The sequence below is a fragment of the Micromonospora sp. NPDC005174 genome, from assembly GCF_040608495.1.
Classification (GTDB): Bacteria; Actinomycetota; Actinomycetes; order Mycobacteriales; family Micromonosporaceae; genus Micromonospora.
In genome coordinates, this window is sequence record NZ_JBEXIJ010000016.1 from 1 (window position 1) to 17,939 (window position 17,939).

The 17,939-nt window shown below is 70.9% G+C and carries 19 protein-coding genes and 2 tRNA genes; 6 read left to right on the top strand and 15 right to left on the bottom strand.

The window, feature by feature from the left end; translation table 11 throughout:
- Positions 1-577 precede the first annotated feature (577 nt).
- Entirely contained in the window at positions 578-802 is a 225-nt protein-coding gene (locus tag ABZU91_RS18535) for a hypothetical protein (RefSeq protein ID WP_355241557.1), read from the top strand.
- 2 nt (positions 803-804) lie between these two features.
- On the opposite strand, the gene ABZU91_RS18540 is transcribed toward ABZU91_RS18535, so the two are convergent.
- Positions 805-1,602, bottom strand: a complete 798-nt coding sequence (locus tag ABZU91_RS18540) for a carbon-nitrogen hydrolase family protein (protein WP_355241560.1) — start codon at positions 1,600-1,602, stop codon at positions 805-807.
- A gap of 39 nt (positions 1,603-1,641) precedes the next feature.
- Positions 1,642-2,475 (bottom strand): DMT family transporter, encoded by an 834-nt coding sequence (locus ABZU91_RS18545; protein WP_355241563.1) that lies wholly within the window; start codon positions 2,473-2,475, stop codon positions 1,642-1,644.
- 41 nt (positions 2,476-2,516) lie between these two features.
- On the opposite strand from ABZU91_RS18545, the gene ABZU91_RS18550 reads away from it, so the two are divergent.
- Positions 2,517-3,137, top strand: a complete 621-nt coding sequence (locus ABZU91_RS18550) for an XRE family transcriptional regulator (RefSeq protein ID WP_355241566.1) — start codon at positions 2,517-2,519, stop codon at positions 3,135-3,137.
- A 27-nt stretch (positions 3,138-3,164) separates the two neighbouring features.
- Here ABZU91_RS18550 and clpX read toward each other — a convergent pair whose 3' ends face one another.
- From clpX to ABZU91_RS18575, 5 genes are all read right to left on the bottom strand, one after another.
- Positions 3,165-4,460, bottom strand: coding sequence for an ATP-dependent Clp protease ATP-binding subunit ClpX (clpX, locus tag ABZU91_RS18555; protein ID WP_145779357.1), 1,296 nt, complete (start codon positions 4,458-4,460; stop codon positions 3,165-3,167).
- Positions 4,461-4,671: 211 nt separating this feature from the next.
- On the bottom strand, positions 4,672-5,334 hold the full coding sequence (locus ABZU91_RS18560) for an ATP-dependent Clp protease proteolytic subunit (protein ID WP_355241569.1): 663 nt from the start codon (positions 5,332-5,334) through the stop codon (positions 4,672-4,674).
- 10 nt (positions 5,335-5,344) lie between these two features.
- Positions 5,345-5,986, bottom strand: coding sequence for an ATP-dependent Clp protease proteolytic subunit (locus tag ABZU91_RS18565; RefSeq protein WP_007464111.1), 642 nt, complete (start codon positions 5,984-5,986; stop codon positions 5,345-5,347).
- 194 nt (positions 5,987-6,180) lie between these two features.
- Complete coding sequence (tig, locus tag ABZU91_RS18570) at positions 6,181-7,527, bottom strand: trigger factor (protein WP_355241572.1); 1,347 nt, start codon at positions 7,525-7,527, stop codon at positions 6,181-6,183.
- 118 nt (positions 7,528-7,645) lie between these two features.
- A tRNA-Pro gene (locus ABZU91_RS18575) sits at positions 7,646-7,719 on the bottom strand.
- A gap of 335 nt (positions 7,720-8,054) precedes the next feature.
- Here ABZU91_RS18575 and ABZU91_RS18580 point away from each other — a divergent pair.
- Positions 8,055-8,125 (top strand) — tRNA-Gly (locus tag ABZU91_RS18580).
- 55 nt (positions 8,126-8,180) lie between these two features.
- Here the strand turns inward: ABZU91_RS18580 and ABZU91_RS18585 are convergent.
- Positions 8,181-8,606 (bottom strand): nitroreductase family deazaflavin-dependent oxidoreductase, encoded by a 426-nt coding sequence (locus tag ABZU91_RS18585; RefSeq protein ID WP_355241575.1) that lies wholly within the window; start codon positions 8,604-8,606, stop codon positions 8,181-8,183.
- Positions 8,603-9,226 (bottom strand): NAD(P)H-binding protein, encoded by a 624-nt coding sequence (locus ABZU91_RS18590; protein WP_355241578.1) that lies wholly within the window; start codon positions 9,224-9,226, stop codon positions 8,603-8,605. Before ABZU91_RS18590 ends, ABZU91_RS18585 begins: the two co-directional genes overlap by 4 nt.
- A gap of 102 nt (positions 9,227-9,328) precedes the next feature.
- Between ABZU91_RS18590 and ABZU91_RS18595 the strand changes: the two genes are divergently transcribed.
- Complete coding sequence (locus ABZU91_RS18595; protein WP_355241581.1) at positions 9,329-9,706, top strand: helix-turn-helix domain-containing protein; 378 nt, start codon at positions 9,329-9,331, stop codon at positions 9,704-9,706.
- Positions 9,707-9,758: 52 nt separating this feature from the next.
- Here ABZU91_RS18595 and ABZU91_RS18600 read toward each other — a convergent pair whose 3' ends face one another.
- Positions 9,759-10,880, bottom strand: coding sequence for a hypothetical protein (locus ABZU91_RS18600; RefSeq protein ID WP_355241584.1), 1,122 nt, complete (start codon positions 10,878-10,880; stop codon positions 9,759-9,761).
- A 156-nt stretch (positions 10,881-11,036) separates the two neighbouring features.
- On the opposite strand from ABZU91_RS18600, the gene ABZU91_RS18605 reads away from it, so the two are divergent.
- A complete protein-coding gene (locus ABZU91_RS18605; protein ID WP_355241587.1) occupies positions 11,037-13,184 on the top strand; it encodes a M14 family zinc carboxypeptidase in 2,148 nt (715 codons plus the stop codon).
- A 301-nt stretch (positions 13,185-13,485) separates the two neighbouring features.
- Here ABZU91_RS18605 and ABZU91_RS18610 read toward each other — a convergent pair whose 3' ends face one another.
- Complete coding sequence (locus tag ABZU91_RS18610) at positions 13,486-14,034, bottom strand: hypothetical protein (protein ID WP_355241590.1); 549 nt, start codon at positions 14,032-14,034, stop codon at positions 13,486-13,488.
- Between the two features lie 196 nt (positions 14,035-14,230).
- On the opposite strand from ABZU91_RS18610, the gene ABZU91_RS18615 reads away from it, so the two are divergent.
- Entirely contained in the window at positions 14,231-14,578 is a 348-nt protein-coding gene (locus ABZU91_RS18615; protein WP_355241592.1) for a hypothetical protein, read from the top strand.
- A gap of 53 nt (positions 14,579-14,631) precedes the next feature.
- Here the strand turns inward: ABZU91_RS18615 and ABZU91_RS18620 are convergent, their stop codons facing one another.
- From ABZU91_RS18620 to ABZU91_RS18635, 4 genes are all read right to left on the bottom strand, one after another.
- Positions 14,632-15,099: a ribose-5-phosphate isomerase gene (locus ABZU91_RS18620; RefSeq protein ID WP_355241595.1), complete on the bottom strand. Its 468-nt coding sequence runs from the start codon at positions 15,097-15,099 to the stop codon at positions 14,632-14,634.
- A gap of 88 nt (positions 15,100-15,187) precedes the next feature.
- Positions 15,188-16,387, bottom strand: coding sequence for a DUF1015 family protein (locus tag ABZU91_RS18625; RefSeq protein WP_355241597.1), 1,200 nt, complete (start codon positions 16,385-16,387; stop codon positions 15,188-15,190).
- An 89-nt stretch (positions 16,388-16,476) separates the two neighbouring features.
- Positions 16,477-17,010 (bottom strand): hypothetical protein, encoded by a 534-nt coding sequence (locus ABZU91_RS18630; RefSeq protein WP_355241600.1) that lies wholly within the window; start codon positions 17,008-17,010, stop codon positions 16,477-16,479.
- A gap of 181 nt (positions 17,011-17,191) precedes the next feature.
- Positions 17,192-17,818, bottom strand: coding sequence for a disulfide bond formation protein DsbA (locus ABZU91_RS18635; protein WP_355241603.1), 627 nt, complete (start codon positions 17,816-17,818; stop codon positions 17,192-17,194).
- Positions 17,819-17,939: the final 121 nt, after the last annotated feature.

A 17,939-nucleotide genomic window follows, 5' to 3' on the forward strand; every position in this document is an offset into this window, starting at 1 on the left:
CCCACCAAAAGCAGGCTGCCAGTCCGGGGTATAAATCATAATTGGCACTGGCTTTACAAGCACCCTGTTGAGTTCTCAAAGAACAACCACACACCGATCAGAAGCTCCACATCCGTGGAACCCCGTTTCGGGGCAACCGCTCAAACCTACTTGGTTGAACCTTCGTTGTCAACCTCGTATTTGAGGCGATCAACTTGGTTCGTCCGGACCCACGACGACGCACGCCGTATCCGGCGGTCGTTACTGTCGTGGGAAGCCGCAGACCGGCCGATCGCCGCTTCGCGGCTCTCCGCCCGGCTCCTGCCGGCCTCAAAACTCTACCCGGTCGGCTTCGCGTCCGCAACCCCGTCTCCGAGGTGTTTCGCACCGCCCGCTCCCGGCCTCGCTCGGCGTTGCCGCCACGAGCCCGGAGCCCGTTCTCAGCCGGTTTGTCCGGCCTCCCCCGTGCAGAGAGAAAGTTACGCGGACGGCCGGGAGAAGGCAAATCAGGGTTCATCACTGGTTTGACCGAGCCGATCGGCGCGGTCTCCATCGTGGTCGGCGACGCGGCGCGCGTCGGCGTGCCAGAGTGTCAGTCATGGATGAGTCCGGGCTGGATACCGCGGTGTTCGCCGAGGAAGCACTGCTCGGCGTTCTCCTGCCGTTCTGGCAGCTGGTGATCGGCGCGGTCGTACTGGTGGTCCTGGTCTTCTCGGTGGGACGGCTGGCCCGCCGCGGCAGGTCCCGGATGACCACCGCCCTGCTGGTCACCGCCGCAGTCATCGCCGGCCTTGCCACGATCGGCGTGCTCCTGGAGGGCTGAGCTCAGAGCCGACGGTTGGCGAGGCTCGGCAGCTCGGCCCGGACGACGGCGAGCCGGTCGAGGTCCAGGTCGGCCACCGCCACCCCTGGTCCGTCGGGCAGTTGGGTCAGGACCGTGCCCCACGGGTCGACCACCATGCTGCGCCCGAAGCAGGTGCGGCCCGGCTCGTGGTCACCGGTCTGACCGGCCGCCGCCACGAAGCACTGGTTCTCGATGGCCCGGGCCCGCAGGAGAACCTCCCAGTGGTCCCGCCCGGTGTGCATCATGAACGCCGCCGGCACCACCAGGAGTTGGGCGCCGCCCTCGGTGGCGAGGCGACGGTACAACTCGGGAAAGCGCAGGTCGTAGCAGATCGACAACCCGACCCGGAGACCCTCCACGCTCACCACGACGGGTTGGACACCGGGCGCGACCGTCTCGGACTCCCGGTAGGACACGCGGCCGGGGATCTCCACGTCGTACAGGTGGATTTTGCGATAGCTCGCGGCCAGGTTGCCGGCGCGGTCGAAGACCAGCGACGTGTTCCAGGTGTGCGCCGGGTCCGGGCCGGCCTCGTGGAACGACCCCGCCAGCACCCACATGCCCAGCCGCTGTGCGACGCCCGCGAAGAAGCTGCCCACCTCGCCGTCGACCGGCTCCGGGTCGGGCAGACCGTCCGCAGGGCCGAGATAGTCGACGTACTCGGGAAGGATGGCAAGGTCCGCGCCGCCGTCGGCGGCGCGTTCCAGCAGCACCTCCGCGGCGGCCAGGTTGGCCTTGCGGTCGTCTCGGGCGTTCAGCTGGCAGACGGCGACGCGCATGAGCCCAGAGTACGACCGGACGGGCCGGTGTGGACAGCGTCAGATGCTGGCCAGTACGAGAGCACCCGCCGCGAACCCGAGGCCGGCGACCTGGACCGGGCGCAGTCGTTCGCGGTCGACGGCCAGGGCGAGCAGTACCGTACTGGCGGGGTAGAGCGCGGCGATCGCCGCGACGATGCTGAGGTGGCCCCGGGCAGCGGCGGCCATGAAGAGGGCGTTGGCGGTGCTGTCGAGCAGCCCGGCGGCGGCCGCCCAGCCCAGCACCCGCCGTCCGAGCCGCAGTCGCACACCGGTGCGGGCGGCGAGGAGCAGGCCGAAGGCGATCGAGCTGGCCCGTACCGCCGCCACGGGCCACATGCCCGCGCCCTCGCTGGCCTGACCGAGCAGTGTGAAGAACACGCCGAAGAGCGCGCCGGCCGCGAGAGCGAGCCCCACCGTCCGAGCGGGAACCGTGGGTCGGCCGCCCCCCTCGCCGAGGCTGACCAGAGCGATCGCGACCACCGCGAGACCGGCGCCGGTGAGCGCCAGAGCGCCGGGGAACGTGGAGGTGAACAGGCCCGCGACGATCGGAACCACCGCTGCGGTGATCGCGGTGACCGGTGCCACCACTGCCATCATCCCGCCGGCGAGCGCCCGGTAGAGCAGGACGATCCCGCCCGCTCCCGCCACCCCCGCGAGCAACCCCCAGGCGATGTCGGTACCCGTCGGTGACCCGGGCACCACCAGCACGAGTACGACCAGCAGCGGGACGCTCAACAGTTGGGAGACCACGGTCACCGCGATCGGGTCGGCGCGCCGGGACGCCTTGCCGCCGGAGAAGTCGGCCGTGCCGAACGCGACTGCGGACAGCGCTGCGAGGAGAATGGAGAACATCCAACTGTCGTATCACAATAGTGACCGTGAAGGATAGTCTGATGACCGACGCAGGTGGCCGGGTGGGCGCGGTGACGGCCGCGGTGGCCCGGCAGGTACGCGAGCTACGCGCCGCCCGGGGCTGGTCCTTCGAGGAGTTGGCCGGTCGTTCCGGGGTGAGCAAGGGGATGCTCGTGCAGATCGAGGGCGCACGCACCAACCCCAGCGTCGGCACACTGTGCCGGGTCGCCGACGCGTTCGGTGTCAACATCGCCCGGCTGGTCGAGCCCGACGAGGAGCAGACGGTCAGGATCAGCCCCACGGCCGAGGCGCCCGTGCTGTGGCAGGGCGAGCACGGCGGCCGTGCCCGCCTACTCAGCGGGCTGGGCGAACCCGACCTCGTCGAGCTGTGGGACTGGCGGATGGAACCCGGAGACGGACACCGCTCCTCCGACCACCCCCGCGGCACCCGCGAGGTCCTGCACGTCCTCAGCGGGACCGTGATCGTCCGGGTCGACGGGCAGGACCACACCGTAAGGGCCGGTGACACGATCGAGTTCCACGCCGACCGGGAACACGGCTACCGCAACGACGCCGAGGAACCAGCTCGACTGATGATGATGACGGTCACCCCGTCGGGCGAGTGGGACCGCCGAACACGGTCACGCCGGCCGCGTCAGTGACGAACGGCCGGCGTGACGCGGGGAGGATCAGGCCGACTTCTCCTCGCGGTCCCGCCGGGCCCGACGCCCGGTGAACTCGCGCGGAACGATTGTCGGGTTGACGTTCTCCAGGACGACCTCGCGGGTGATCAGCACCCGAGCGGCGTCGGGGTTGCTCGGCACCTCGTACATCGCGGAGAGCAGGACCTCCTCGATGATGGCGCGCAGGCCTCGGGCACCCGTGCCCCGCAGCATCGCCTGGTCGGCGATGGCCTCCAGTGCCGGCTCGTCGAACTCCAGCTCGACACCGTCCAACTCGAACAGACGCTGGTACTGCCGGACCAGGGCGTTGCGCGGCTCGGTGAGGATGCGCACCAGGGCGCTGCGGTCCAGGCTGCGCACGTTGGTGATGACCGGCAGCCGGCCGACGAACTCGGGGATGAGCCCGAACTTGAGCATGTCCTCCGGCATGACCTGACTGAAGATGTCGTCGGTCGACCGCTCGGAGACCGACCGCAGCCGGGCGCCGAAGCCCGTGCCGCCCTGCCCGGTGCGGGACTCGATGATCTGGTCGAGGCCGGCGAACGCGCCACCGCAGATGAACAGCACGTTCGTGGTGTCGATCTGGATGAACTCCTGGTGCGGGTGCTTGCGACCGCCCTGGGGCGGCACGTTGGCGACCGTGCCCTCGAGCATCTTGAGCAGAGCCTGCTGCACACCCTCGCCGGAGACGTCGCGGGTGATCGACGGGTTCTCCGACTTACGGGCGATCTTGTCGACCTCGTCGATGTAGATGATGCCGGTCTCGGCGCGCTTGATGTCGTAGTCGGCGGCCTGGATCAGCTTGAGGAGGATGTTCTCCACGTCCTCGCCCACGTAGCCCGCCTCGGTCAGCGCCGTGGCGTCGGCGATGGCGAACGGGACGTTCAACATCCGGGCGAGCGTCTGCGCCAGGTGGGTCTTGCCGCACCCTGTCGGGCCGAGCAGCAGGATGTTGGACTTCGCCAGCTCGACGGCATCACTGCCGGAGCCGGGCGCGTTGGCCGCTTCGGCCTGGATCCGCTTGTAGTGGTTGTAGACCGCTACGGCGAGCGCCTTCTTGGCCTGATCCTGGCCGACGACGTAGTTGTCGAGGAACTGGCAGATCTCCATCGGCTTGGGAAGCTCTTCCCACTTCACCTCGCCGGACTCGGCCAACTCCTCTTCGATGATCTCGTTACAGAGATCGATGCACTCGTCGCAGATGTAGACCCCAGGGCCCGCGATGAGCTTTTTCACCTGCTTCTGCGACTTACCGCAGAAGGAGCATTTCAGTAGGTCGCCGCCGTCACCGATCCGTGCCACCTACGTTCTCCCTGCACTCGTCGGCCGGAGACCCGGCCCTGACCTGCGGACGCTGCGCGCCGCCCGGTTTGGTTCGCCCCACCGGCCCGACCGGCGAAGCGGTACGGACCCGACGTTACCCGCTGGCGGGGCATTCTCCGACCCCCAAAACGGGTGTGTCAGAGGTCGGCCGGGAACCAAGGCCCCGGCCAACCTCTGACCCGGTACTGACTCAGCTGGCCGCGTTGGCAGCCAGCAGACCCTTCTTGCGGCTGGTCAGAATGGTGTCCACCAGCCCGTACTCCTTGGACTCCGCGGCCGTCATGATCTTGTCGCGGTCGATGTCCTTGCGAACCTGATCGATCGGGCGGTTGCAGTGGCGGGACAGCATGTCCTCCAACTGCGTACGCATCCGCAGGATCTCCCGGGCCTGGATCTCGATGTCCGAGCCCTGCCCGTAGCCGCCCTCGGTGGCCGGCTGGTGGATGATGATCCGCGAGTTCGGCAGGGCCATCCGCTTACCCGGAGTACCCGCCGACAGCAGCACCGCCGCCGCGCTGGCGGCCTGCCCGAGGCAGACCGTCGAGATGTCCGGACGGACGTACTGCATCGTGTCGTAGATCGCCGTCATGGCCGTGAACGAGCCACCAGGCGAGTTGATGTACATGATGATGTCGCGGTCCGGGTCGGTGCCCTCCAGCGTGAGCAGCTGGGCCATCACGTCGTTGGCCGACGCGTCGTCCACCTGCACACCGAGGAAGATGATCCGGTCCTCGAAGAGCTTGTTGTACGGGTTCGACTCCTTGACCCCGTACGACGTGCGCTCGACGAACGACGGCAGAACGTAGCGGTTGTGCACGGCCGCGAACTGGGGCGGCAGGCTCAGATCGGTCATCGTCAGCTCCTCAGCTCAGGGTCCCGGCGCCATCCGGAACCTGAGCGGCCCCGATGATCACCTTGTCGATGAAGCCGTAGTCCATGGCCTCCTGGGCGGTGAACCAACGGTCCCGGTCCGAGTCGGCCTCGATCTGCGACTGGCTCTGGCCGGTGTGGTGCGCGACCCGCTCCTGGAACATCCGCTTCGTGTAGAGCATCTGCTCCGCCTGGATGGCGATGTCGGACGCCGTGCCGCCCAGACCACCGGACGGCTGGTGCATCATGATCCGGGCGTGCGGCAGCGCGTAACGCTTGCCCTTCGTGCCCGCGCAGAGCAGCAGCTGACCCATCGAGGCAGCCATGCCCATCGCCACGGTCGACACGTCGTTGTCGATGAACTGCATGGTGTCGTAGATCGCCATGCCCGAGTAGACCGAGCCACCCGGCGAGTTGATCCACAGGTTGATGTCGCGGTCCGGGTCCTCCGCGGCGAGCAGCAGCAGCTGCGCGCAGATGCGGTTGGCGACCTGGTCGGTCACCTCACTGCCCAGGAAGATGATGCGTTCCTTGAGCAACCGGTTGTAGACCGAGTCGTCGAGGTTGCCAATGGAGTCACCACCGCGCGCGTCAATCGCCCGGAGCGACTTCTTGGGGATGTGCATGTCGGTCATGGCAGCCCTTCGCTCTCCGTACCGTCTTTCCCGACACTAACCGCTGTGCGGGGCGGCAGAGTCCCGGTCGGGGCACTGTTCGCTCTCAGCGCAGTCGCGTCGGGCGCACCCGCGGCGCGGGCTTCCGGGCGTACCCGGGAACGGGTGTGGCCGCCGTGCACCGCGCAGCGGCGGACGGCGGCCGCACCCGACGATCAGTGCTCGTGGTTGTGCTCGGCCTCGTTGGCGGCGCGCAACGCGTCCAGGGTGACCGGGTTACCGGCCGCGTCCTTGATCGAGATGCGCTCCATGACTGCCGCGAGCGCCTTACCGCGCCGCACGTCACCGAAGACCGCGGCGGCGGCGCCGGAGCGCACCAGCTGGTCGTAGTACTGCTGCGGGGCCATCCCGGCGCGCTGCGCCCGGTGCACGATCTCGTGCCCGAACTCGTCGTCGGAGACCTGCACGTCCTCCGCGTCGGCCAGCGTGTCGAGCAGGAGCTGGACCTTGACGCCCTCGGTGGCCGCCTCGGTCAGCTCGGCGTCGATCTGCTCCTCGGTCTTCTCCTCGGCCGCGAGGTATTCCTCCAGGGAGGCGCCGATCCGCTCGAGCTGGTCGACCATGGCCTGCTTGCGGCTGGCGACCTCCTCGCGCACGACACCCTCCGGCGCGGGCACCTCGGCGGTCTCGACCAGCTGCGCGAGCGCCTTGTCCCGGGCGGCGTAGATCTGCTCGACCTGCTTGCCCTGGGTGACCCGGCCGCGCAGGTCGTCGCGCAGCTCGTCGATCGTGTCGAACTCGCTGGCCATCTGGGCGAACTCGTCGTTCAGCTCCGGCAGCTCCTTCTCCTTGACCGTGCGCACGGTCACCGCCACCTCGGCGTCCTGGCCGGCGAAGTCGCCGCCCACGAGCTGGGTGGTGAAGGTGGTGCTGTCGCCGGCGGCGAGACCGACGACGGCCTCGTCCAGACCCGGCAGGAGCTGCTTGCTGCCCACCTCGTGGGAGATGTTGCTCGCCTGGCCGCCCGGCACGTCCACGCCGTCGACGGTGGCGTTGAGGTCGATCTGCACGTAGTCGCCCTCGGCGGCGGCGCGCTCGACGGTCTTGAGGGTGGCGAACCGCTCGCGCAGGTTCTTGACCTGCTCGTCGATCTCGCTCTCGTCGATCTGCAGCTCGTCGACGGTCACCTCGATGGTGCTGGCGTCGGGCAGCGTGATCTCCGGGCGGACGTCGACCTCGGCGGTGAAGTTCAGCGAGTCACCGTCGTTGAACTCGGTGATCTCGACCTCGGGACGCCCCAGCGTCTTCAGGTCGTGCTCGCGTACCGCGGCCATGATGTTCTCCGGGATGGCCTCCTGGACCGCCTCGTTGAGGACGGTGCCCCGGCCCACCCGCTGGTCGATCACCGCGGTCGGCACCTTGCCCCGGCGGAAGCCCGGGACCTGGACCTGCGAACCGATCTCCCGGTACGCCTTCTTGAGGCTCGGCTCGAGCTCGACGAACGGCACCTCGATGGCGAGCCGCACGCGCGTCGGGCTCAGAGTCTCGACGGTGCTCTTCACAGGCGTACTCCTTGACGGATCTGGGTTTTGATTCTGGGCCTTCGATTGGCCCATCGAGTGTAGGCGAGCCGGCGGGTCCGGCTCGCAGCGCCCGGGGCGACCCGGACGCGAACGACAGTCGGGGTGGCGGGATTTGAACCCACGGCCCCTCGCTCCCAAAGCGAGTGCGCTACCAAGCTGCGCCACACCCCGTGGCGACGTGCAGTCTATGCCGTCGCCGCGCCCCAGGCAGTGCCGGGGCGTCCCCCACCCGGACAGATTTCCCCCAAAGCACCCATCTCCCCCACCTTTCGCGGCCCGCCGCCCGCTGGCCTTTGACCTTGGCCGTTGGCCGTTGGCCGCAAGATCCGCGCAACATCGGGGAAATTGCGGCTTCCCGGCGCGCGGATGCCACAACTTCGGTGTTGTTGTGCGGATCTTGAGGGTGCCGCGCGGCGACACGACGCCGCGGGGGCGGTGGCGCGGTCGCGCGCCCACCACCGCCATTGGGTACGCTGTCGGCGCGCCCCGTTTCGGCGGGGCCGAGCGCGGGCGTAGCTCAATGGCAGAGCTTCAGTCTTCCAAACTGACGGTGCGGGTTCGATTCCCGTCGCCCGCTCTTTCAGACCGGCGGTGCGGTTCGATCCCGCCGGCCGGCCACGAGGCGTCGTCGTTCAGTCTTCGACGCGTTCCAGGACGACCACGGGAATCTCCCGGGTGATCCGCTGCTGGTAGGCGGCGTACTCCGACCTGGCCGACACCATCAGACGCCACAGGCGCGGACGTTCCTGCACCGTGGCGGTGCGCGCCCGGGCGGTGAAGGTCTCCGTACCGACCTGCACGGTGACGTACGGGTCGGCGAGCAGGTTGAGATACCACGCGGGGTGGTGCTCCGCGCCGCGGTTCGAGGCGGCCAGCACGTAGCGGTCGCCATCGCGTTCGTACACGAGCGCGGTGCGGCGCAGTTCGCCGGTTCTTCGGCCTCGGGTCGTGAGGAGCAGGTCGTGCACGCCTGGCCGTGGTCTGCCTCCGGTCTCCTCGAAACGGCGGATGTGCGCGGCGACCCAGGTGTTCGGGCTGTCGTGGACCTCGGGCATCACACCTCCCGAACGCTCAGGGCGGACCGGTGGTGGCGGGGCGCCTGGATTTCGTCGACCAGCGCGATCGCGAAGTCCGCGTAGCTGATCCGGCTGGTCGGGTCGCCGTGCTCGGCGAGCCGGTAGTGGCCGGTCCGCGTGCCGTCGTGGTCGAAGTCGCCGGCTGGGGCCACGTACGCCCAGTCGAGATCGCAGGTCCGAAGCTCGTCGAGGCCCGCTGCGTGGCCCAGGTAGAAGGAGCGGTACCCGTCGGGGTAGCCGGGCTCGTCCATCAGGGCCCTGCCGGACGCTCCGGGCATGATCGACGCGAGGCCCACCACCACCAGGCGACGTACGCCCGCCTCGGCCAGGCCGGCGGCCAGGGCGCGGGACGACGTCGTGAAGAAGTCGCGCGGTGGCTGGGACAGGTCCACGGCGGCGCTGAGTGCGGCGTCCTGCCCGGCGGCGGCGCGCGCGACGCTCGCGGCGTCCGTCACGTCGCCCGCTGTCACGTGCGCGTCGCCCAGGTCGCCGTGGGCCGCCGGGTCACGCACCACGGCGGTGACCCGATGGCCGCGTCGACGCGCCTCGGCGGCGGCCTGCCGCCCGGCACGGCCACCCGCACCGAAGATCACGATGTTCATGGCGGACGCCTCTCACCAGGGGCCGGAGCCGGTGCGCCCGGCCGGTTCGCCGACGCTATCGCCGGGCCTGGTTACCGCTGGGATACCAGCTATCGTCAGGCCATGAGGCAACCCCTGCCCGCCGACATGTTCGACGAGCTGTGCCCCTCCTCGCTCAATCCGATCCGGTTCGGTGACAAGTGGGCGGCGCTCGTCATCCGCTGCCTGGAAGACGGGCCTCGCCGGTTCTCCGAGCTGCGCGTGCCGCTGCGCCGGGTCACACCCAAGGTCCTCACCCAGTCGCTGCGCTCCCTCGAACGGGACGGGCTGGTCGCCCGCACCGTCCACGCCGGAGCGAGCGCGCACGTCGAGTACGAGCTGACGCCGGTGGGCCGCAGCATGCTCGAACCGATCGCGGTCGCCTGCGCCTGGGTGGCGCAGCACTGGGACGAGCTGCTCGACGCCCGCGAGTCGTACGACAACGGGACAGCGACGCGGTGACCGGCGCCCGTCCCGCACGGGCACGACAGGCGCCGGTCGCCCCTGTCGCGGGTCAGCTCGTCGGCACCAGCAGGTAGGCCCGACGGGCCCGGTCGCCGCCTTCGGCACAGTCGATCGGGCAGGCGAGGCCCACGATGACGCCGTCGTCGTTGACGTCCTCGGCGGAGCGCAGCGTCACCGTCGGTGGCAGGTTCCGGACCCGCGTGTTCAGGTCGACCATCCGGCCGCCCTGCCAGAGGAACGCCCGCTCGTTGTAGAAGTCGGGGCTGCTGGTCCGGGCGATGCCGACCACCCGGCCGGCCTCGTTCACGGCGCGCGCCTCGGAGTAGTTGCCGCCGAGGGACCCGAGGTCGCGGATGGTGCCGTTGCGCCAGAGCGTCGCGTGCATCTGGCCGGCGGTGTTCTGCGAGACACCGACGACGTGGCCCCGGTCGTTGATGTCCCGGGCGTACGTGGACTCCGTGACGCCGCCCAGCGTGCCGAGATCCCTCAGTGCGCCACCGCTGTAGACGAAGGCGTGCAGGCCACCACTCGGCACGGCGGCGCCGCCCACGACCTGCCCGGACGAGTTCACGCCGTAGGCGATGCCGTCGGTGCCCCAGGGACCCGCCTGTCCGCCGAGCGTGCCCAGGTCGACGACCCTGCCGTCCCGCCAGACGACCGCCCGGGTCGGCGCGCCCTGCTTCTCGAACCGGCTGCCGACCACCACGCCGTCGGAGTTGACGTCGTTCGCCGCGCTTCCGCTGCCCGCGCCGTACCCGGTGCCGAGGTCGGTCATGACGCCGCCGTCGTACCGGAAGGCGTGCGGAGGGTCGGTGGCGTTGACGTGGGTGGCCCCGACGACGACCCCTCGCTCGTTGATGCCCGCCGCGGAACTCGCGCTGTACGTGTCGACGTAGAGGGTGCCCAGGTCGCTCATCGTCCCGTTCGTCCAGGCGAACCCGTGGAAGTTGTAGATGCCGTCGATCGTGGAGACGCCCACCACGGTACGGGCGTTGTTCAGGGCGTAACCGTCGCTGCTGGGCGGCTCACCCGTACTCGGCACGCCGAGCGTGCCGAGGTCGACGAAGGCGTACGTGGGCAGCGCCGCGGCTGCCGTGGCGACACCCGGCGCGGTCGTCAGACCGGTGGTCAGCACGATCAGGAAGGCGAGACTTCTCCGTAGTCGACTCATCGACGGTCCCCTCGTTGGCTACGCGATGGGGGAATGATGTCGGTCGACGTCGCCAGACGACCTTACGCCGCCCTTACCGATCAGTTTCCTTGACACACGTCGATCCGTGCACTGGTGTAAGGACCACACGCATCGACGTCCGTCACAGGAGGGCACATGATCGTCCGACGACGGTGGACGGCAGCCGCCACCACAGCGATCCTGATCAGCGCGGCGCTGTCCCATCCCGGCCCCGTCACGGCGGCACCCGCCGCAGTGGCCACACCGATCACCCTGGCCGCCACCGAGACCGCTCTGGTCCGCGTGCAGTTGCGCGATCAGGCCCAGCTCGACAGGTTGGTCGCCGTCGGCGCCGACCTGGCCAACCGCCCCCGGGCGCGGGACGGTCGGCTCCTCGCCGACATGGTGCTGACCGGCGCGCAGCTCGCCGACCTCACCGCTCAGGGCGCCACCGCCACCCAGATCGTGCAGCGGGCCGGCGATGGCAGCCGGCACTTCGCCGACAGCGTCCGCGCGGCGCGGGCGCGCACCGCCGCCGGACTGGGCGCCCCGGCCACCGGGCACCGGACCAGCGCGGCAGCGGCCGTCGACACCCTCCAGGTGCAGCAGGCGTACTGGTGGACCACCGGGGGCCAGACGTTCCTGCAGGCGCAGGTGGCCACCACCGCCACCGACGACCCGGACGTGGAGATCACCGTCAGCTGGCGGACCGCGGGCGGCGCGACAGGATCGTTCCCGCTCTACCGGTTCGAGGACTCGGGCGAGTATCAGTACCACTACGCGCTCCCCCAGCCGGTGCCGAGCCGGCCGGTCCAGCTGACCGCCACCTCCAGCCTCGGCGGGGTCAGTCGGGCGGTCACGCCGGCGCTCTGGCCCAACGCCGCCCCGCCGCCGCTGCCGGCCGGCTACCAGAAGGACTTCATCGACGCGTACCTGACGCCTGTCGACATCCAGGCGCGGATCAAGCGGCTCGCCCGCCAGTACCGCGACCTGGTCGACGTCATCGACCTGCCGAACAGGACCCAGGGGTACCGCCGGAACGCCGTCGCCTACCTGGGTGACCCGGCGGTCTCCGCCGTGGTGGTGGAGTCGGTCCGCTTCGGCGACCAGGGCATGAACGGCGTGCAGGTGCGCACGGTCGACCCGGGCCGGGCCAACCGACCGCTGACCGTCGGCTACCGCGACCGCGTCCTCACGGTCACGCTCGCCACCGACGCCGCCGGCACGACGGTGAGCACCACCGACGAGGTCGCGGCGGCCATCAACGCCCGGCAGGCGAACCGGTTCCGGGCCACCGTCGAGGACGGCTCGACGGGTCTGCCGATGCCGGTCGCCGGACCGTCCCGCCTCGACGACGGGCTCCAGGGCACCGAGGTGCCGGCCAAGCCGTGGACGGTGCAGGCGCTGCGCCTCGGCGTGCACCGCGACGGCTCCCGGGTCGGCGTGCTGGCGTACTCCCAGGAACACGCCCGGGAGTGGGCAACGCCGCTGGTGACGCTGGAGTTCGCCGAGCGGATGCTGGCGAATGCCCGCACCGACCCGGCCACCCGTGAGCTGCTGGAACAGGTCGACGTGTTCGTCATCCCGACGGTCAACCCGGACGGGGCGAACTACTCGTTCAACGACTACAACTTCCAGCGCAAGAACCTGGTCAACCACTGCGCCGGGCCGGCCCGGGACCCGAAGTACCGCACCTCGTGGGGCGTCGACGTCAACCGCAACTACACCGTCGGGTCGTACTTCGACGGCTATGTCGGGGCCAGCGCGAACTGCCTCTCGGGCAACTACGCGGGTACGGCCGAGCTGTCCGAGTCCGAGAGTGGCAACGTCATCGCACTGGCCAAGGCCCACCCGAACATCAGGTTCGCGATGAACGTGCACTCCTACGGCGGGTACTTCATGTGGCCGCCGGGGGCGTACCGGGCCGACGGGCGGATCACGCTGCCTCGGCCGTCGATCGACGAGTCGACGATGTTCCTCGACAGCGCCCGGCGGATCGTCGGCGCCATCGCCCAGGAGCGCGGCACGGTCACCTGGCCGTCGCAGACCGGCCCGGTCGCCGACGTGCTCTACTCCGCGGCCGGCAACTCGGCCGACCAGCTCTACTACGAGCTGGGCATCTTCGCCTGGGACTTCGAAGTCGGCAACGACCGCTGGAACCCGACCACCGGCGAGTGGGAGGGCGTCGGCTTCCAGCCGCCGTTCGACGAGGCGCACGGCGAGGCCCAGGAGTACGCGGGCGGGCTTGTGGAACTGGTACGGGTGGCCCGGGACCACGCCGCCGCCGAGGCGGCCACCGGCTGACCCACCCAAGACCACCAAGCAGCATGACGACGGTGGCCCGCTCGACAACTACGACGGGATGGTCGCCCCGGACGGCGGCGAGCCCGGCGTCGAGGACCCGGCGGCCCGCGTCACGTCTCCCCGGGCCGACGCCGAGGGGCCACGGCGGCAGCCACTGACACCCCGGAACCTTCCCGTACGCACCCGCAACGGCCGGCGACGGATGAACCGTGGCCGGCCGGGTAAGCAGCGACACTGCCTGGTGGGGAGACGACCGGGTGCACGGGCGGGCGGCGTCAGGCCGACCCGCCCGTGCACGCCTTCAGGACACGTTCGAGGTGATCCAGTTCCAGGCCGAGACGACCCACTCGGTCTGCTGGAGCCAGGCCACGCCGAGACCGACGAGGAAGACCGCGGTGGCCAGGTGGGCGCCCCGCGCGCCGCGCCGGACGCGCCCGAGCTGCCGCTCCAGCACCAGGCGGCCGACTGCCCGGGCCAGCGCGAACAGGCCGACCGCCACCAGCAGGCTCAACACGAGCACCAGCAACGGGCCGGACAGGTTGCCACCCCCGGAGAGCGCCCAGATCCCCCAGCACACGAAGGCGAACAGGCCGGCTGCCGCACTCCACTCGCCGCCGCGACGCAACTGCGCCAGGCGCCAGCTCAGCGGACGGCGCGGCGCGGGCTCGCCCGGCCAACCCGTACCGGTCGGCTCCTCGATCACGGGAAACGGTTCGGTCCGCGGAGTACGCGGTTGACCCACCGGCGCCACACCGCGGCGGAAGCCGTCCCGCTGCGCCGGCACATCGACGCCTGCCTGCGGTGGGACCTCCACGGTGCGCTCCGCCCACGGCTGCGTCTGGTCTGCCATCTCGTCCTCCCCCTGACGGGCGGCGCCACCACCGCCCGGGTCCGAGGGTAGCCAGCCGGCACATCGTCGGTCCGCCTGCGGTCGGGCGGTCAAGATCCGCACAACTACCCAGATATTGCTGCCTCCGACGCTCGGGAGGCAGCAGCATCCCTGATCTTGCGCGGATCTTGATGGTGTGGGGAGGTACGGTCGGCGGATGGGCGACCCGGACCGACGCAGGCGACGGCTGCGCCACCACTCCGACTCCGACGCGACGGCGCGAAGTGCCGACGGCTCGGCGGTCAGCACCGCCGACGTCCACGACGGCGGGGATTCGCCGCCGCCGCCGCGACGTCGAGGGGCCGGCGGCGACGACCGCGACGGCGAGCGAGGCCTACGCGGACTGGTCGGCTCCGGCTCGTCCCAGGTGGGGCTGAGCGCGGCGCTGCGGGCCCGTGACGCCGCCCGGCCGAGCGACGACGACCTCGCCGAGGCCGAGGCAAGGGTGGTGGTCGTCCGTCGCAACTGGGTACCCCGCGAGGACCTGCCCCGCCCGCCGCGCTGACGGCGAGCGGACCAAGGATGAGCGGACCAGCAGCGAGCGGGCCGCCGGCACGGTCAGGGCAGGTCGGGCAGCTCCCGGGTCAGCTCGTACTCGGCGACCTGGATGATCCGGCGGGCATGCCGCTCGTTTCCGGAGAACGGCGTGTTCAGGAACGCCTCGACGATGCCCGTGGCTTCGTCTAACGTGTGCTGACGGGCGCCCACCGCCACGACGTTCGCGTCGTTGTGCTGGCGCGCGAGCTGAGCCGTCTCGACGCTCCAGGCCAGAGCAGCACGGACCCCGGCGACCTTGTTCGCGGCGATCTGCTCGCCGTTGCCGGACCCGCCGATGACCACCCCGAGCGAGGTCTCGTCGGCGACCACCCGGTCACCGGTGTGCAGGCAGAACGTCGGGTAGTCGTCGTCCGGGTCGTAGCTGTGCGGGCCGACGTCGACCACGTCGTACCCCTGCTTGGCCAGGTGGTTGGCCAGGTGCACCTTCAACTCGAAACCGGCGTGGTCGGATCCCAGGTAGACGCGCATACCGCGCAGTCTGTCAGGCCGCGCTCTCCGATGCCGCAGGGGCGGCATCGGAGAGGCGGGTTCGTCACACGGTCGGGCGGGTGCGCGGTCAGCGCGGCAGCTCGGCGACCACCAGGCCGCCGCGCGCCTTCGGGGTGAACCAGGTGCTCTTGCGGGGCATCTTCTCCCGTGCCAGGTTCACCGCGACGAAGTCCGCCACGGTCACCGGCGCGATGAGGATGGCCAGCTCGGCACGCCCGGCGTCGACCTCGGCGGTCAGCCAGCTCGCCGGGTAGTCCCCACCCACGTACGTGATCCGCTTGTCGCCCGGGTCCAGACCCAGGGCGTCGCGCAACAGCAGCCGCTCGACCAGGGCGTGGTCCAGGTTCTCCAGGCGGGCGTCGGCGGTGGCGGGCAGGCGCACCGCGTACCCCTGGTCGGCCAACCGCAGGTGGACGGTGCCGCCGGCCGTCGGGACCTCGACCGGGCCGTCGATCGGCTCGACCTCGGCCCCCGCCGCGCGCAACCGGTCGAGCAGCTCGGCCGGCGTGGTGGTCAGCTCGCTGACCAGCCGGTTGTACGGCTGGATGGCCACCGACGCGGGGGTCGTCACCACGGCCAGGAAGCGCGACAACCCGCCGGTCTGGGCGGCCAGGCTGCGGTGGTTGCCGTCGGCGACGACCAGCTCGCCGCCACCCGCCAGCGCGGTCAGCGCGTCCTGCTCGGCGCCCGGACCGAGCAGCCAGATGGCGTGGGTGCGGCCCGCCTGGTCGGTGTCGGTCGCGGCGGGCGCCCCGGCCGCGTCGGTCGCCGCCGCGAGCGCGGCGTGCAGCTCGTCGCCACTTCCGGTCTGCAACAGGAGTACGGGGGAGAGCAGGTGGCCCAGCGCCTCGGCCAGTGCGACGCGCTCACGCACCTTGGCGATGAACACGTCCTCGTTGCGGATGACGAGGCCCGGCTCGTCGGCGCTGGTGGAGATCTGGTCGGTGTCCACCAGCGCGAACAGTCCGTACGCCGTCTCCTCGCCCGGGGCGCTGATCCGGTACAGCACGACCACCTGCTCGGCGGGGGTGTAGCTGCCGTCGGCCTTGGCCTCGGCGAGTCGGGCCACCGAGGCCGGCAGCGCGTCGAGGAACGACGTCCCCAGGCTGTCCGGTGCACGATGCGGCATCTCGATGCCGAGGGCACTGTGCGGGTTCGCCTCGATGATCGCGGTGATCTCCGCGTCGTCGGCGAACTCGTCGTAGTTCTGCGCGCCGGTGCCGCCAGTGGTGATCCAGGCCCGGGCGATCGGATGTACGACCGTCATGCCCAGTGACGCTACCGGCGGCGACGTCACGGACGACGGGGACCCGCGCGGCGTCCACCAGATGAAAGTGCCGGGACGTCGACGTGTGGTCAGCCGGCGCGGCCGGACGCGCCGTTGTGCCGGCGGTGTCGACCGGCGACGACCGGTCCGGCGTTGCCGCGCCGGCCGTTCCCGACGGGACCGGCGATCGTGTTGCGGCGGGGTGTGGCGGGCGGCCCCGGCACGGGACGCTCCGGCGGCGGCGCCGGGACGGGCCGCGGGTTCAGCGGCGGGGTCGGCACGGGACGCGGCGCGGTCGGCGCCGGCGGGGGCGGGGCGGGCTCGGCCGGCGCGGCGGCCGACACCCCGACCAGCTCCGGAGCCGCCGCGACAGGAGCGGGCGTCACCGGCGCGGGTGCGGGTGTCACCGGCGTGACCCGCGCGGGTGTCAGGCGCGAGGTCACCGGCACCCGGGCCACGCCGACCACGATGGGCGGCGCGAGCAGATCCGCCACGTCGGCCGGAAGGTCGGGTCGGATTGTCGGCCAGCGGGAGCCGTCGACCGACCAGTACGCCGCGCCGGGAGTCTCGATCACCCCCTGTCGGGTCAACTGATCGTCACCGGACGCACGGTGCTTGGCCATCGGGACTGCCTCCACGAGCTGCGGTGTGCGGCCCTGCGGGTCGCTGCGGCGGACACCGAGGGAAACGACGCCGCCCGCCCACCGGTGACGCCACGACCGCGAGGCGTACCCGCCACCGGCGCGCCGCGCCCCCGCCCGGTCCCACGAACGAGTGGCCGGACGGGGGCGCGTGTGCCGGGACTCAGTCGAAGATCGGGTCCTGCTCACGGGTGCGCTTGAGCTCGTAGAACCCGGGGATGCCGGCGACCAGCAGCACCCCGTCCCACAGGCGGCCGGCCGCCTCGCCCTTGGGTGCGGGCGTGATCACCGGGCCGAAGAAGGCGACAGGCGCGCCGTCCGGACCGGGCGCGTGGATCACCGGAGTGCCCACGTCCTGGCCGACCGGCCGCATGCCGGCCTCGTGGCTGGCGCGCAGCGCCTCGTCGTACTCGGTGCTGTCGGCGGCGGCGGCCAGCGCCGGGTCGAGACCGGCCTCGGTCAACGCGGCCACGTACAGCTCCGGGCCACGCTCCTGCTTGGCGAGGTGGATCCGGGTGCCGAGCGCCGTGTAGAGCTTGCGCAGGACCTCGTTGCCGTACCGCTGCTCGGCGGCGATGCAGATCCGCACCGGGCCCCAGGCGGTGCTCAGGAATTTCTTGTAGTCCTCGGACAGGTGGTCCCGGCCGTCGTTGAGCACGGCCAGGCTCATCACGTGGAAGCGGATGTCCACGTCCCGGATCTGCTCGACCTCGAGCAGCCAACGGGACGTGATCCACGCCCACGGACAGGCCGGGTCGAACCACATGTCTGCGGTGACACGTTCGGACACGGTGCGGTCCCTTCGCGACAGGAGCGGCGCCGGAGATCCGGCGTCTCACGAGAATCCTCTCTCCGTGCCTCGCCGACCGGCACCCGAAGGAGAGCGTGACCTCGACCACCGATGGCTGGCC